The sequence below is a fragment of the Marinomonas sp. SBI8L genome, from assembly GCF_001624705.1.
In the GTDB taxonomy this organism is placed as follows: Bacteria; Pseudomonadota; Gammaproteobacteria; order Pseudomonadales; family Marinomonadaceae; genus Marinomonas.
This window is the reverse complement of sequence record NZ_JSEO01000003.1, coordinates 313427-329552: the sequence shown is the minus strand read 5'-3', so window position 1 is coordinate 329552 and position 16126 is coordinate 313427. Positions and strand designations below refer to the sequence as shown.

Sequence of the window (16126 nt, the reverse complement as noted above, 5' to 3'; positions counted from 1 at the left end):
TAAATTCAATCTGATGTTAAGATGCGCAGACTATTTGCTACACAAAGATTCAAAGGTTATTAAATGAAAAAGTCCCGTAAAGCTCCCCTTCTTTGCACTACTGTATTTCCTGGGGCAGGGTATTTTATCTTGGCAAAACCTTGGCATGGCAGTATGGCCCTGCTGGTAACCCTGCTTTCATTGGTCATTATCATGAAAGACGCTATGTTCAAAGCCGATATCATATCTAAAGAAATTTTAGCGGGTGAAATGAGCTTTGATCCTATTTTGATTACTCAAAAGCTCATGTCTGGCCCTTCTCTTTATGGCTCAAACTTTATTGAGTACCTATCCCTTTTCTTATTTTCAACTTGGTTAGTTACTGTTTTAGATTGTTATCGTTTGGGCAAAAAGATGGATAACGAGGCAGGCTAGGTAAGTAACAAGTTAAAAGCCACCCGCCTCAGCCTAAAATACAATCGCTGAGGCAAACTCTCTTCTCTGTATTCAACAATAAAAAATGAACACATTTATAAAACCGTTTTTTTTGACTATCTTTTATCTTTAGCTGGCTTATAGATTAGTAAGTTCTCATCTTCATATAAGCCGATATAAATTTAATTTTATGGAGCTAAAGGATGAAACTTATAATTAGTTTAATCGCCACTATCAGTCTGAGTTTTAGTGGCTTAACTCACGCAAAAGAAATCAGTTTAACGACGACAGATTGGGCACCTTTTTATGGCTCTAAGCTAGATGACGGCGGTTTTATTTCTGTTATTGTGACTGAGTCTTTAAAAGCCGCAGGCTATGATAGTAACTTAGAGTTCACCAGTTGGGGCAATGCATTAGAGCTAGTCAAAACAGGTGATAAAGATATTCTTGTGGGTGCTTATTTCTCTGAAGAAAGAGAGAAGCTTTACCACTTCTCCCTCCCTATTTATTCGGTATTAACCGGTATTATCAAAAAAGATGGGCTGCCGTTAGATTTTTATAATTCTTTCGAAATGCTTGATGAATACAAGATAGGCAAGATAGATCAATCCGTTGTTGGGAAAAGCTTTGATGCTTACCCATTTAAAAGCTTAACTGGCTATGAAGGGGTGGATGACGGCCTAAAAGCGCTCAACTCAGGCAATATTGACCTTTATGTAGATAGCTTTGCTGTTGTTAAGCAAGTGGCTGCAGATATAGGGATGGACCCAGCTTCACTCAAGATGGTGCAACCGCCCATCGAAGAAAATGATCTCTACATTCTTGTCTCTAAAAACATACCTGATGCAGAAAAACTGAGAGACGCTTTTAATGCAGGTTTTATTCAAATTCAGGTAAATGGCACATACGATAAAATTTTGGCTAGGTTTAACCAAAGCTAATAAGAGCTAGATTAGAGCAAATCAGATAAAACACTAATCCGCCATGGATGGCCTTTCCCTCTTTATATTTTTTTAACCTCTCCCCCCTTTTTAAGATTAACCTTCAATCTGTTTCATGATGTTTTTTATTAAACGCCCGTTCAATTTTTAATCAATTACGACCCGCATAAAGCCAGCGAAGCCATTCGCTGGCTTTTTATTGTATTCCTCAAAAACTTTTAGGTTAGGCTGCGAAACACTTAAAACGCACCTTTTAAAACGCCGCGTATTAACACTGCTTTTTAAACATAAAAAAATAAAAATGAGGTTTATTCATGAAAGCTTTAATCAATACTGCTTTTGCTTTATCCGTAAGTTTTGCCAGTCTCGCTCAGGCTCAAGAAGTCTCTATGACAACCACGAATTGGGTTCCATTTTATGGCAATGAATTAGAGCAAGGTGGCTTTATTTCCACCATAGTCTCTGAATCATTTAAAGCATCAGGTTATCAAAGCCAGCTTGAATTCACCCAATGGAAAGAAGCAATGAGACTGGTTAAAAGTGGAGAAAAAGATGTGCTTGTTGGCGCCTACTATTCTGAAGATAGAGCACAAGATTATCACGTCTCGATTCCTATCTATTCAGTATTAACCGGTGTGATAAAACAAGAAGGTCTAGATCTGGATTTCTACTCTTCTTTTGAAATGCTCAACCAATACAAGATTGGCAAGATGGAAGGCTCGGTCATCAGTCAAAGTTTTGATGCTTTCCCTTTTGAGAGTATTCAGGGTTATAACGGCGCAGAAGAAGGTTTAAAAGCCTTGGCTAAAGGCGATATAAATCTATATGCCGATAACTTATCTGTGGTGAAAAGTATTGCCGGAAAAATTGGCATTGATCCAAGCCAATTAAGCATGGTGCAGCCTCCAATTGAAAAGAATGATCTTTATGTAATGATTTCTAAAAATATAAAGGATGCTGAAAAAATTCGTGATGATTTTAACGCAGGTTTTATTATGATTCAGGCGAATGGTACCTATGAAAAAATCTTAAAACAGTTTGAACAACTATAATTTTTTATAAATAAAAAAACCTGTTTGCTAAGTGAAAAATGGATAAAAAATCCCTTTGGCCAAGGACGGCATTTTTTAATAGTAATTTGAAGCTATATTCACAATTAGATTAATAAGATAAATATCAATTAATTTAGATACTTTTTACAATTAGACTCATTCTTTAGACCTTATTTTAATAAAAATTGATCCTTTATATAATAATTTAACGTCATTTTTCTTTCTTGGGATATGAAAAATGCTCAATATAAGGCACTATATTAGGCTTATATTAAATACCCCCAAAATGGATCACATAAGTAAGGAAAGCTTAGATGTCTGAATCAGTCACAGCTGAAGTCGTCACGCCTATTAACGACTCACAAACTAAAAATATTTTACCCTTTGAGTTTAGAGGTCAGGGTTTTGAATATTTCAAATTATGGGTAGTCAACGCGTTACTCACTGTATTAACTTTCGGTATTTATTCGGCTTGGGCAACGGTTAGAAACAACCGCTATTTACATGCAAATCTGTATTTAAACAATACTCACTTCCGCTATCTTGCGACCCCAATGCAGATACTAAAAGGGCGTATCATTGCGATTGCCGCCTTGATCATTTACATGACTGCCTTGCAGTTTATGCCTACTGTAGGTGCAATATTGGGTATAGCACTATTCATTGCGATTCCTTACTTTGTTAACCAGTCTTTAGTATTTGATCGTCGTATGACCTCTTATAACAATATTCAATTTCGCTTCAGCGCAACTTATTGGCAAGCAGTAAAAGCTTTAATTTTATGGCCGCTGCTGGGTATATTCACCATGGGTATTTTATATCCAAAAGCTTTTAAAGAAATTAATGCTTATCTTGTAAACAACTCTTCTTACGGTAAAACCCAATTTCAATTTAGCGCCAAAGCTTGGGATTATGGTAAGCCTGCATTAGTAGCCGCTGCTATCATGCTTGTTTTAGGTTTAATTGGTTTCGGAATTATTAGTGCAGTACCTGCTTTTGCAGCCTTCCTACCTGTGATAGTTCTACCCGCTTATCTATTCCTTATTATCTTTTTTATCGTAACGGTAAATAACATCTTTTATAGAAATCTACATATTGATGAGCATAATTTTAATGCTAACTTCACCATGCCTGGTTTATTTAAAGTGATTCTAATTAATGTACTTTTAACGATTGTGACTTTAGGCCTTTACCTTCCTGCTGCAAAAATTCGCATGATTAAATACCTAGCACAAAATGTATCGCTAGAAGTAAATGGTTCCCTTGAAAACTTTAGAGCAGCACCCGCTCAAGAAGTTGGCGCTTTAGGAGAAGAAATGGGTCAAGCATTTGACTTCGGTGTTTAGATTTTTAGCCCTAGAGAAGAGCCATAAATGAGAATTAAGGGTTACTACCTTGATGGTAAATCATCAAAACGCCATGAAGCTAGTTTAGAACTCAACAGCCATAGAGGTATCAAGCTATACCTTTATGGCCCGAGTGCAGAGCACATTGGTCACGAACTCATTATGTTTGATGCGGACTCGATTCAAATCGAGTCTCGTGTTGCTAATACAGCTCGTGAAATCACCTTAGAAAACGATCAACTCTTTATTAGTTATGATAATGAAGGTGTCGATGCACTTGCTAATACCCTTTCGCCAAAACGTCATAAAGGCTCCTTTTTACACAGGCTTGAATCCAATTTAAGCACCATACTGATTGCGACTTTCGCTTTAATTTCCTTATCTTATGTTGGCCTTGTTTATGGCATTCCTAAATTAACAAGTGTTATTGCCCAAAGCTTACCAGAAGTCATTGAAGCTAAGTTCGATCAAAGCCTCACAGTATTAGATAATAGCTTTTTAGAACCGAGTGAATTATCACAAGAAGAACAAAACAAGCTTAGGTATTTAATGAAGCCCTATTATCAGGACTTCGACAATTTAAATATCAAAATAGAGTTTCGCTCTGGCTTTGGCGCAAACGCCTTTGCTTTACCCGGTGGTACTATCGTATTTACTGACGAGTTTATTGAATTAACCAAGAACGATGACGAGATCATTGCTGTCTTATTTCATGAAATTGGCCACTTAAAACACAAACATATTTTACGCCGTGCGATTCAGGCCTCCCTATTAACCGCTTTTATTTTATTAGTCACAGGTGACCTTGATACGCTTGATATCATCACCGGCCTACCAACCCTATTAACTGATCTTACCTATTCACGCGACTTTGAACGTGAAGCTGACCAATTTGCGTTAGAACAGCTTACACTTGCAAATATTAATGTAGAAAACTTTGCCTTGATTATGGGCCGTTTAACTCAAGTAAATAGAATGAATAGCGACGAAGAAGCTGGGGCCTTATCAGGTTTAGAACATTACCTTTCAACTCACCCAGCACCTGAAGAGCGAATCCAAACTATTTTGGATTATAAAGAAGCTCATTAAGCATTCTTCTTTATTCACTTACCTTTAGATGAATACTCCGAATAGATGCTCTTGATAAATGATCAACACAAAAAAGCCCGAACCAATAAAGCTGTTCGGGCTTTTTTATGCACTTACTTTAAAACGTCAAGGGCTTAAGCTTTCAAGAAGTTTACTATCCATTGGGTCATCAAGATATCGTCCACGTCTTGTTCTAATGAAGACTGCCCTTCCTCTATCACATCATGAGGGATGCGATCTCGACGGGACTCCATTAGGTCATTGGAATAGGATTTTGAAAACTCAGGGTGGCCTTGTACACATAAGAAGCAATCACCCACGCGATACATGTACGCTGGACAAAAGTCACTTGCAGCAAGTACCTTGCTATCCTTTGGCAGCTGTACCACTTGGTCCTGATGGCTCACTATCAGTTTCATTTCTGCTTTAGCAGGTTGCATCCAAGCCTCATTTTGGCTCTTCTCCAGCACTTTATTAACAGAAACCCCAACACCCCAACCTTTATCCGATTTCACCACCTGACCACCTAGGGCTTTGGCAATGATTTGGTGACCAAAGCAAATACCCACTAGCTTTTTATTAGCTTGGTAGAGCGTTTTTACAAAGCTAATCAGATCCGTAATCCAAGGTAAGTCGTCTTCGGCACCAAAGCGGCTACCTGTGGTGACATACCCATCAAAAGCATCAATATCTTCTGGATACTCACCTTCAATTACGTTGAAAACCGTTAATTCAATACGACTATCAAGCTGAGCAAACAGTTCGCTGAACATAGCTGGATAATTGCCATGCTTGCCTTGTAGCGCATCAATCACGGAATCACATTGTAATAATCCAATCTTCATCTAAAGCATCCTTTATGGCTGCAGCTTACAAGGTGCTATAGCACACCTTGAACCGCATTTTTAAATAATTGGCTGTATTGAGCATCAGTAAAGCTAATCGGGTTACCACCAGCAGAAGGATCTTCTGTGGCCATTCGCCCTACTAGCTCGGCTTTTTCTTCATCTATGCCAATTGCCGCTAGTGTGTGCGGAATACCTAATTGTTCACGTAGATCTAATACCCATTGTAAGAAGGCATCAAAGCTGCCTTCTAGACCAATATAAAGGGCTAAACGAGACAATTTTTCTGCAATAACGTCTTGGTTCGCTTTAAGAACATAAGGCATCAAGATGGCATTCAATAAACCATGGTGAGCATCATATAAAGCCCCTAAAGGATGAGCTAAAGCGTGCATGCCACCCAAGCCTCGCTGAAAGGCGGTCGCTCCCATAGAAGATGACACAAGCATCTGCATTCTGGCATCTAGGTTATCCCCATTAGCAACCGCTTGAGGTAGGTACTCCTTCACCAAACGAATACCTTCGATCGCAATCCCTTCTGCCATTGGGTGATAAAATGGAGAGCAGTAAGCTTCTAAGTTGTGAGATAAAGCATCCATACCTGTTGCGGCGGTAATTTTGGCTGGTAGACCTTGGGTTAATACTGGGTCCAAGATCACTACTTCTGGCAACATTTTTGGATGGAAGATGATCTTCTTCACATGGTTAGCATCATCAGTAATCACAGAAGCGCGTCCTACTTCTGAACCTGTACCTGAGGTTGTTGGAACAGCAACAATCGGTGCGATACCTGATTCAATCGCTTTACTCCAGTTATCACCCACATCTTCAAAAGACCATAGATCAGCGGTTTGACCAGACATAAAGGCAATGGCTTTGGCAGCATCAAGGCCAGAGCCGCCACCAAATGCAATCACACCGTCATGCTTACCTTCACGAAAAGCGACTACACCATCATTGACGTTTTCACCCGTCGGGTTGCCTTTGATATTGCTGAACAAGCGACAATCTAAACCCGCTTCAACACAGGCTGCAATAGCATCTGTCACCATAGGCAAACTCGCAAGGCCTGGGTCTGTTACTAGAAGTGGGGCTTTCATTCCTAAGGATTGGCAAGCATCAGCTAGTTCGCTAATACGGCCAACACCAGCGCGAACCGCTGTCGGATAATTCCAGTTCATTGTGTATTGAGAATATGTCATAAAAAGCTCCGACTAAGGCAGTTTGATGTGGAAAGATTTTGGACGAGTAAGATAGTCATACCCTAAAGACGATAAGGTGCAGCCCTTACCTGAGTTTTTCACCCCAGTCCAAGCTAGCGCAGGGTCTAGGTAGTCACAACGGTTGATAAAGAAAGTCCCTGTTTCAAGACGTTCACCCACTGCAATACCGGCTTCTACATCTGTGGTAAACACACTGGCAGTTAAACCAAACTCACTGTCATTCATTAACGAGATCGCCGCTTCGTCATCGGTCACTTTTTGGATACCTACCACAGGGCCAAAGGACTCTTCTTGCATAATACGCATAGAATGATCCACATTGGTCAGTACTTGTGGCGCTAAATAAGGCGTGCCTTTTTCTGCCATGGCAAAAGTTTTGCTATCAATATGTGCCACCGCACCTTGTGCTACAGCTTCATCAATCTGGCCTTGAATAAAGTCGGCAGAGCTTGCTTTAACCACAGGACCTAAGGTTGTGCTTTCATCATCAGAGCGACCAAGTACATAGCCATTTACCAATGCCACAGCCTTTTCAACGAACTCATCATAGACAGACTCGTGCACATAAATACGCTCGATACCACAACATGACTGGCCTGAGTTAAAGAAAGCACCATCAATGGCAGTATCCACCGCTTGATCAATATTGGCATCAGAGCGCACATAAGCTGGGTCTTTCCCCCCTAGCTCAAGACCTGTGCCTTTAAAGGTACCAGCAGCGGCTTTCTCCACCATTTCACCACCCGCCACAGAGCCAGTAAAGGCAACATAATCCACCTTATCTGAGGCAATAATATTTTCAGTATCCGCATGGGAAAGGTGTAGATATTGGAATACGCCCGCTGGTAGACCTGCTTTCTCAAAGGATTCAACCATACGCTCAGCACACAAAGGCGTTTGCGCTGAATGCTTAAGTAGCACAGCATTACCTGCCATTAATGCCGGCATAACCGCATTAATTGCCGTCATAAAAGGGAAGTTCCAAGGGGCAACCACAAACACGACACCCAGAGCTTCACGTTTAATGTAACGGGTAAACCCTGCTTTCTCTTCAAGCTGTAACGGCGCTAGCGCCTCTTCTGCTGCGCCTATCATGTAACGGGCACGCTCTTCATAACCACCCACTTCCCCTTGGCTGTAACGGATAGGACGGCCCATTTGCCAAGTTAGCTCTTTAGCTATCACGTCTTTGTTCGCCACAAACGCATCAACAGCCGCAGTACAGATTTTTGCACGCTCAGCCACGCTCTTTGCTGACCAAGCTTGCTGAGCTAATTTAGCCTTGATTAAGACATCGTCTATTTCATTCACTGAAGCGAGTGGACGCTCTACATAAACCTCACCATTAATCGGTGAGATGGTTTTGATCATGTTTGTCATTCTAATTTCCTGTATTTAAAGCGGTTATGCTCTTAACTCAAAATATATGCATCTTAAGCTGACTAAATAATTTCGAAGTAACGCTCCATTTCCCAATCGGTAATATGGCGGCGGAACTCTCGCTCTTCCCATTCTCGGGTAGCGGCAAAATGCTCAACAAAAGTTTCGCCGAATAAATCTTTAGCCGCGGCTGAGTGTTTCAGCCTTTGCGCAGATTCCCAAAGGGTACGAGGTAGTGCTAATTCTGGCGAATGGGTTTGTTCGTAGGAGTTACCTTTGACTTGCGCTTCTGGCTCTAGTTCATGCTCTATGCCATATAGGCCAGCACCTAAGGCGGCTGCTAGTGCAAGGTAAGGGTTAGCATCAGCCGAACCTAAACGATATTCCACCCTTTGAGATTTAGGAGAGCCTGGGATAACTCTTAGTGCCGTAGTTCTGTTTTCTACCCCCCAAGTAGCATCAGTCGGCGCCCAAAAGCCCGGAATCAAGCGACTATAGCTGTTGACGGTTGGCGCAAACATCGCAAGTAGTTCTGGCATAAGGCGCTGCTGGCCTGCGATAAAGTGACGCTGAATCTTACTAATATTGTGTTTGTTATTGGCATCGTAAAAAGCTGAACTACCATCTGAGCTATTTGTCAGAGAGAGATGAATATGGCCACTTTGTCCTGGGTATTCTCCGGACCACTTAGCCATAAAGGTCGCCATCATGTTATTACGCTGCGCCAGCACCTTCATAAAGGTTTTAAAGAGCGCCGCTTTGTCTGCCGCTTTGGTCGCATCATCTACAGCAAGTGCCGCTTCTAATACACCCGGACCCGTTTCTGTGTGCAGACCTTCGATAGGGAAATCCATTAACTCCCCCATCCCCATAATTTGCTGGTACAACTCAGAATGTACTGAGTTGCGAATGACGGAATAACCAAAGAAGTCTGGTGTGATAGGTTTTAGGTTACGAAAGCCCTTTTCTCGAATGGAATCTGGGGTCTCATCAAACATAAAAAATTCATACTCTAGGGCGGCAAAAGCATCAAAGCCCATGGCTTTACCCTTTTCAATGACCTTACGCAGGGTGCCTCGTGGACACACCTTTTCAGCCTCTTCAACAAATTCAGAAATAAAGATAAGCTGGCCCGGCTCATCCACAATGTCGCGACAGGTATGAGGTAAAATACGCACTGGGGCATCTGGATAACCTGTCTCCCAGCCTGTTACCTTACCATTATCATAAAGCTGGTCTTTTGAATCCCAGCCCAGTACAACATCACAAAATGCAAAACCACTGTCCAATGAAGAAAAGAACTTCTCCTTGCTCATGTACTTGCCGCGCATGATGCCATCGATATCAAATAAACCGACTTTCACATGGCTCAAATTACGTTCATCGACGATGCGCTTGGCATCTTCAATTGTTTTCACATCTTTTGCATTTAACATAATGTCGTACTCTTGTTCGAAATATTCTTTTTATGAAGTGTCAGCTCACCAAAACTGGAGGGCGAGCGACGCATTTAACTTCTTTCAAGAGTTAAAAGAACTCATCCTAAGCTCTCTTAACCAGTACTCTTTTTACATCCTTATATTTCTGATTTAGCTTATATTTTTATTAAAATCGCTTTATTTGTTAGGTTTTGAACGCTTAACTCAGCTCTTTTTCCGCATTTGCAATCGCTTCAAACTCTTCTTCTGGCGCCTGTGCTACAAGATGATGACGGCTATACAAGAAGAAGTAAGCCACCATGATGCCGTAGAAAACAGCCGACCACATCGCCGCTTCACGGCTAACTAGGAAGGTTGAAATAAAGGCAATAACCGCTAATACGCAGGCGATCCCTGAAGTGAACACACCACCCGGCGTTTTATAAGGACGTTCAAGATCAGGCTCTTTTACTCGCAAGATAATGTGAGACAAGGTCATTAAGGCATAAGACAAGGTGGCACCAAATACGGCCATAGTGATCATCAAATCACCCTCACCTGTTAAAGAGAGTAAGAAACCTAAGATGCCAGGAATAATTAGCGCTAAGGTTGGCACCTTGCGCTTGCCAGTCAAAGACAAGAAGCGTGGTAAGTAGCCAGCGCGAGACAAGGCAAACACCTGACGAGAATAGGCATAAATGATAGAGAAGAAGCTAGCAATCAAACCAGCGAGGCCCACTAGGTTAACAAAGGTCGCTACCATGGAGTTTTCACCATAAACAGCCTGAAGCGCGCCAACTAATGGTGCTGCATGGTCTTTCATCAACTCCGCACTAGAACCACCTGGGGCTAAAACTAAGACTAAACCACCGAACACCAACAGAATTACCATAGCGGTGATAATACCTCTAGGTAGATCTTTGCCTGGATCTGTTGCTTCTTCTGCTGCTAATGGCACACCTTCAACCGCTAAGAAAAGCCACATAGCAAAAGGAATGGCAGCCCAAATACCAATATAACCTTGAGGTAAGAATGCACTGGCACCAACGGCACTGGCATCAACAGAAATATCCATCAGGTTGGCGACTTCAAAGTGTGGAATCATGCCTAGAATAAAAGCAATAATGGCCAATGCAGCGATAGAAGTGATAACCAACATAATCTTTAGCGCTTCACCAGCACCAAATAGATGAATACCAATAAAAATCACATAAAAGGCGGCATAGACACTTGCTCCATCCCAGCCAAATAACTCATTACAATAACCACCGATAAAAACAGCGATCGCAGCCGGTGCGATAGCGTATTCAAGTAGTATGGCGGTGCCGGTTAAAAAGCCACCTGTACGACCTAATGCACGTCTGGCATAGCTATAACCACCGCCCGCAGTAGGCAATGACGATGAAAGCTCTGCTAATGACAAAACCATGCAGGTATACATGATCCCCATTATGACAGTGGCGATGAGCATGCCACCAAAACCCCCTTGCGCTAGACCAAAGTTCCAGCCGGCAAAGTCACCTGAGATAACATAAGACACCCCAAGACCCGCAAGTAAAATCCATCCTGCGGCCCCTTGCTTGAGTTGCCTTTTTTGAAGATATTCTTGGGCTACTGAATCGTAGCCCATTGCGCTATTACTGTCTGACATCTTGCTATTCCTTTACTAATTATTGTCGGGATAAAGCGATTGTTCTGATTTTCAAATAGCGATTCAGCGCTGAAAACTGAATACCTTTCGATAGTAAGAGATTATTTTTAGTGGCTGCAAACACCATCATTTGAAATAAAAACGTACTATTAAAAAATTTAATAGTGTCGGAATATTTCTTTAAAAAACAATTACTAACAGAGAAAAAGTTTCCAATTGGAAACTTAATCAATCACAATTTGGCCTTCTAACCAAGGCAAATGTGCCCCTACTTCCTGTAGAAATTTCTCTTTTAAAATAGCGCGACTGTCCTTAGCAATCGTCTTAGGTAAGTCAAGTAGTTCGTTGTTTCTTGCCACCAAGGTTAAAGCTCTAACAAAGCTTTCTCCTGGCAATGGTAAACATTGAACCTGATGCATCTTAATACCAGATTGGAACAGGCATAATGGGCTAGTAATGGTCCAGCCAGCACCTGCTGATACCATAGAGGCAATGGCATAGGAATTATCAAGTTGGAGACGCATAGCGGGTTCTAATTGAATACGTCTTAAATACCTTTCTATTGTTTGGCCGATTAAAGAATGTTCTGAATAGCGCACAAAGTCTAAATCTCGACACAAGCTATTTAGGTCAAGTTGCTTCACCTTATAGTCATTAGGCAAGGCAATGATGAAGGGTTCACGCAAAATTGGAAAGCGGCATAGATCTGGGTGATCTTCTAACGCATCGTCAGATAAGATGATATCTAGCTGGTGAGATAAGAGCCCATGGGCATGCATATGAGAAGAACCCGTTTTAATACTCCACTCTCTGGTTCTATGCTTTACTGCATCTAGAATAGGACCACCCACGGCTGTCACAAGAGAATCAACAATAGCAATATTCACTTGCCTTAGTTGCTCATAATTTTCTTGCTTGATATCACGGCTAGTCTGAGCCGCTTCTTTTAATAAATAAGAGGCCCTATCGTAGAAATAACGACCTGCAGAGGTGATCACCAAAGGTCTAACACTGCGATCAATAAGCTGAGTTTTAAGGTTCGCTTCTAGACTGGATAAGGTTTGTGAAATGGATGATTGAGTGGTGCCAAGGCGCTCTGCAGCGTGCGACATATTGCCAGTTTCCGCTACTAATACAAAGACAGAAAGTGCTTTTAAATCAAACCCTAAATTAATATCCACTCACCCACTCCTTCATAAGTCTGCCAACATCATGCCTGTACAAAAACAGACTCGCAAGCTTAGAAATGGGCACCTCATTTGAAACTCAAAAAGCGAAATGAAATACGGTTTTTAATAGCCAAATAAATCTATAATATTTTGTTCAATAATTAGACAGAGACATAATCATGGATTATTAAAGCTATAATTAATAAGTTATAGTAAATGCACTTAGACCGCGTAAAAGCGATTTTGTTAGTCTTTTTAGATCACTTTTTTGCGTTTTATTGACTTTATCTAGCGAGTCTTTAAAAACGGTATCCATTAGCCCAAAAGATGAGCCCTAACAAGAAGGGAGCTAAAAAAATTCGCTTTTTAAAAAACAATCTCTTATCTTGTCCGGTCGTTCAAGATCAAATAAAGGGTGTTTTATAGCCATATCATGCGTCTATAAATAGTACACTGGCTTACACTTTATTGACGAAGTCCTCGTGAAAAACTGTAATAGAGCGGAGTTTATTGTGAACAACTTGTTAGGTTTCGTTATGGGTGATTTCTTATTCAAGGCTTTAACAAAAAGCCATTTGAATCAAACGTTTAAAAAAAATGTTTTTTATACGCTTGTCTGTGTTGCCTTACTACAGCCATCTTTTTCACTTTTCGCTAGTAGTATTAATGATGAAAGATTGCTCAAATCATTAATAGATAGAGGTATCATTTGTGCTGAATTAAGCCCATCTGAGCAGCAACAAGCATTGCAGAACTATCTACAAAAGAAAATGCAAAAGAAAGCACATAACAAACCTGCTAAAACTGCCCCTGACACGCAAGCAAAAACAGCTTGTCAGCCAGTGCCTGAACAAGTTAGTCCCAAAAAACTCAATTAAGTTTCTGATTCCAGTAAACAAGCTGGCGTTTTTTGCAAATAAAAACGCCAATTTTAGCTAAAGGACTAACGAATGATTCCGGTTAAAACAACCCTAATTGCAGCCTCTGTGGCGGTGGCATTATCTAGCATGCCGACACAAGCACAACCTGTTGCCGATTTGGCCATCGCCAATGAAGACAAACTTGCTCAAATGCTTATCAAAAAAGGCGAATTGAGTGCTGATGCTAGCGTCGAAGAACGCCGTGCAGCAGTACAAGCGCTACTAGAACGTAAGCGTAAAGGTGGCCAAATCGATAGCCACAATCCAGATAAAAAAATGCTTGAGCAACGCTCTCGTGTATTGAAAGCCATTGGCAAAAACCGTGGTCATAAACAACTAAGAAGTGCCGCTTTAACTGAGCCAGAAATGCGCACGGATAAAGTGCTAGCACTACTCATCGACTTCCCTGATCTACCTTGGGACGATAATGGTTTGACATCTGAGCATACGGAAATGCTTTATGACACTTACGGCACAGATCATTATCAAGACCTACTGTTCTCACCTGCAGGCTACACAGGGCCGAATGATGAAAATCTTATTTCTATGCGTCAGTACTATGAAGACGAATCAGGTGAAACCTATTCTGTCGATGGTGCTGTATATGGCTGGTATCGTGCGAGTGAAAAAGCTGCAACTTATGGTGGCAACTCTGCAACTACAGACAATGATATAAATGCACAGGGTTTGGTTCGTGAAGCACTTGATCAGCTAGCGAAAGATCCAAATATTAACCTTGCAGATTTCGATATCGAAGACAGATACGATTATGATGGGGACGGCAATTACCGTGAACCTGATGGCATGATTGATCACCTTATGGTTTTCCATGCGTCAGTAGGTGAAGAAGCCGGTGGTGGTGTCTTAGGTGACGATGCAATTTGGTCTCACAGATACAACTTAGGTAATGTTCACGCCCTATCTGGTACATCAAGTGGCCTTGATCGTTTTAACGGCGAATATGTTGCTTACGATTATACAATGCAGCCTATCGATGCCGCGGCTGGTGTATGTACTCACGAATATGGCCATGACCTTGGCTTACCAGATGAATATGACACTCAATACACAGGACAAGGTGAACCAGTATCTTATTGGTCTATCATGTCATCAGGTAGCTGGGCAGGTAAAATTGGTGGCACTCAACCTAGTGCATTCAGTGCTTGGGCGAAAGTTTACTTGCAAGAATACATGGGTGGTAACTGGATCAATGATCAAAGATTCACTCTAGAAGAGCTAACTGATAACCCAACACTTGTGACCCTGCACCAAACCACGGATAACAGTAAAGATAACTTGGTCCGCGTTGATTTGCCGCTTAAACAAGTTGACGGTGTGGCCCCATTTGAAGGTGAAAACCATTATTACTCAAATAAGGGTGATGATCTAAACTCTTCAATGTCTGCAAATTTGACTGTGCCAACGGCTGGTAAGGTTCACCTTCAATTTAAAGCTTGGTTCACAATCGAGAAGGATTACGACTTTGCTCGTGTCTTAATTAACGGTGAGGCCATTGCCGGTAACATCACAACCATGGATGACCCTTATGGAACAGGTTTAGTACCTGCCCTATCTGGCTCTTCCGATGGCTGGGTTGATGCTGAATTTGATGTTACTGCTTGGGCAGGTCAAGACATCACATTAAGCTTTGAGTATGTCACTGACGGCGGTTTGACAGAAGAAGGTTTCTACCTTGATAACCTTCAGTTTGTAGCAGATGGCACTATTGAGCCAATCTCTGACGCTGAAACTGACAATGTATTTAGCTATAACGGCTATAACATTAACCAAGGTTTCCACACGGCAGAACATTACTACCTACTACAATGGCGTAGTCATAACAGCGTTGATGAAGGTCTAGCTAACATCAAGCGTATGGATCAAATCATGGACTTCCAACCAGGCTTATTGGTTTGGTATGTTGACCTATCAAGTTCTGACAACTGGGTTGGCAATCACCCTGGCGAAGGTTGGTTAGGTGTCGTTGATGCAGACCAAAATGCGCTACTTTGGGCGAACGATAATGCGATTGCGCAAACCCGTTATCAAATGCGTGATGCGACTTTCTCTTTGCAGACACAAACACCTTTCACTCTAACAGCAAGTGATGGGAACCAATTGATTGATAGCAATCTTGAGGGCAACCACTACTTCTCAGATGATCAAGACTACAGCTCTCCTCAAGCACCAGATTCTGGCCGCTTATTAACAGAGAAAGGCTTGTCTGTTGAGATTGTTGAGCAAGAAGGCAATAACGAATATGCCATTATTCGTCTAAATGTTAAGGGTGAAGAGCCAACTGAACCTGACAATATCGCACCTGTTGCTAAAGCGAAAGTGAAACACTTGGGCCGTCTAGTAATGCTGAAGTCTAAGAGCTCTGATGAAGACGGCAAAATCGTCTCTACGACTTGGACTCTACCAAACGGTAAGGTGAAAAAAGGACGTTTTGTTCTTCACGTTTTCCCAACTAAAGGCGAGAAAATCATCACCCTGACTGTCACTGACGACGATGGCGCAGTAACAACTAAGGAAATCACACTTAACCTATAACTTTCACAGTTAAGTTTATCCTGATAAATAAAAACCATGTACCTAGGTACATGGTTTTTTTATATAAATAATGCCGCTTTCAGATAAGTAATATCTCTCATAATCAAAACACTAAATAAATAAAA

13 protein-coding genes are annotated in these 16126 nt (G+C 41.4%); 7 read left to right on the top strand and 6 right to left on the bottom strand.

Annotated elements, in window-relative coordinates; translation table 11 throughout:
* Positions 1–63: 63 nt before the first annotated feature.
* The 5 genes from OA91_RS05605 to OA91_RS05585 all read left to right on the top strand — a co-directional run bounded on the left by OA91_RS05605 (position 64) and on the right by OA91_RS05585 (position 4842).
* Positions 64–414: a hypothetical protein gene (locus OA91_RS05605; protein WP_063336674.1), complete on the top strand. Its 351-nt coding sequence runs from the start codon at positions 64–66 to the stop codon at positions 412–414.
* Between the two features lie 203 nt (positions 415–617).
* The gene (locus OA91_RS05600) at positions 618–1355 is read left to right on the top strand and encodes a substrate-binding periplasmic protein (RefSeq protein ID WP_063336673.1); all 738 of its coding nucleotides are present in this window, start codon (positions 618–620) and stop codon (positions 1353–1355) included.
* A 314-nt stretch (positions 1356–1669) separates the two neighbouring features.
* Entirely contained in the window at positions 1670–2407 is a 738-nt protein-coding gene (locus tag OA91_RS05595; RefSeq protein ID WP_063336672.1) for a substrate-binding periplasmic protein, read from the top strand.
* A gap of 314 nt (positions 2408–2721) precedes the next feature.
* On the top strand, positions 2722–3753 hold the full coding sequence (locus tag OA91_RS05590) for a YjgN family protein (RefSeq protein WP_063336671.1): 1032 nt from the start codon (positions 2722–2724) through the stop codon (positions 3751–3753).
* A gap of 27 nt (positions 3754–3780) precedes the next feature.
* Positions 3781–4842, top strand: a complete 1062-nt coding sequence (locus OA91_RS05585) for a M48 family metallopeptidase (RefSeq protein ID WP_063336670.1) — start codon at positions 3781–3783, stop codon at positions 4840–4842.
* A gap of 134 nt (positions 4843–4976) precedes the next feature.
* Here the strand turns inward: OA91_RS05585 and OA91_RS05580 are convergent, their stop codons facing one another.
* From OA91_RS05580 to OA91_RS05555, 6 genes are all read right to left on the bottom strand, one after another.
* A complete protein-coding gene (locus OA91_RS05580; protein ID WP_063336669.1) occupies positions 4977–5687 on the bottom strand; it encodes a glutamine amidotransferase-related protein in 711 nt (236 codons plus the stop codon).
* Between the two features lie 35 nt (positions 5688–5722).
* The gene (locus OA91_RS05575; protein ID WP_063336668.1) at positions 5723–6889 is read right to left on the bottom strand and encodes an iron-containing alcohol dehydrogenase; all 1167 of its coding nucleotides are present in this window, start codon (positions 6887–6889) and stop codon (positions 5723–5725) included.
* 12 nt (positions 6890–6901) lie between these two features.
* The gene (locus OA91_RS05570) at positions 6902–8290 is read right to left on the bottom strand and encodes an aldehyde dehydrogenase family protein (RefSeq protein ID WP_063336667.1); all 1389 of its coding nucleotides are present in this window, start codon (positions 8288–8290) and stop codon (positions 6902–6904) included.
* Positions 8291–8352: 62 nt separating this feature from the next.
* Positions 8353–9726 carry a glutamine synthetase family protein gene (locus OA91_RS05565; protein WP_063336666.1) on the bottom strand — a complete coding sequence of 458 codons (1374 nt, stop codon included), beginning with the start codon at positions 9724–9726 and terminating at the stop codon, positions 8353–8355.
* A gap of 202 nt (positions 9727–9928) precedes the next feature.
* Positions 9929–11359, bottom strand: a complete 1431-nt coding sequence (gene eat / locus OA91_RS05560; protein WP_063336665.1) for an ethanolamine permease — start codon at positions 11357–11359, stop codon at positions 9929–9931.
* 224 nt (positions 11360–11583) lie between these two features.
* Entirely contained in the window at positions 11584–12540 is a 957-nt protein-coding gene (locus OA91_RS05555) for a LysR family transcriptional regulator (RefSeq protein WP_052702254.1), read from the bottom strand.
* A 500-nt stretch (positions 12541–13040) separates the two neighbouring features.
* Here OA91_RS05555 and OA91_RS05550 point away from each other — a divergent pair, with 500 nt between their 5' ends.
* A complete protein-coding gene (locus OA91_RS05550; RefSeq protein WP_157203760.1) occupies positions 13041–13406 on the top strand; it encodes a hypothetical protein in 366 nt (121 codons plus the stop codon).
* A 72-nt stretch (positions 13407–13478) separates the two neighbouring features.
* Positions 13479–16001 carry an immune inhibitor A domain-containing protein gene (locus OA91_RS05545; protein ID WP_063336663.1) on the top strand — a complete coding sequence of 841 codons (2523 nt, stop codon included), beginning with the start codon at positions 13479–13481 and terminating at the stop codon, positions 15999–16001.
* Positions 16002–16126: the final 125 nt, after the last annotated feature.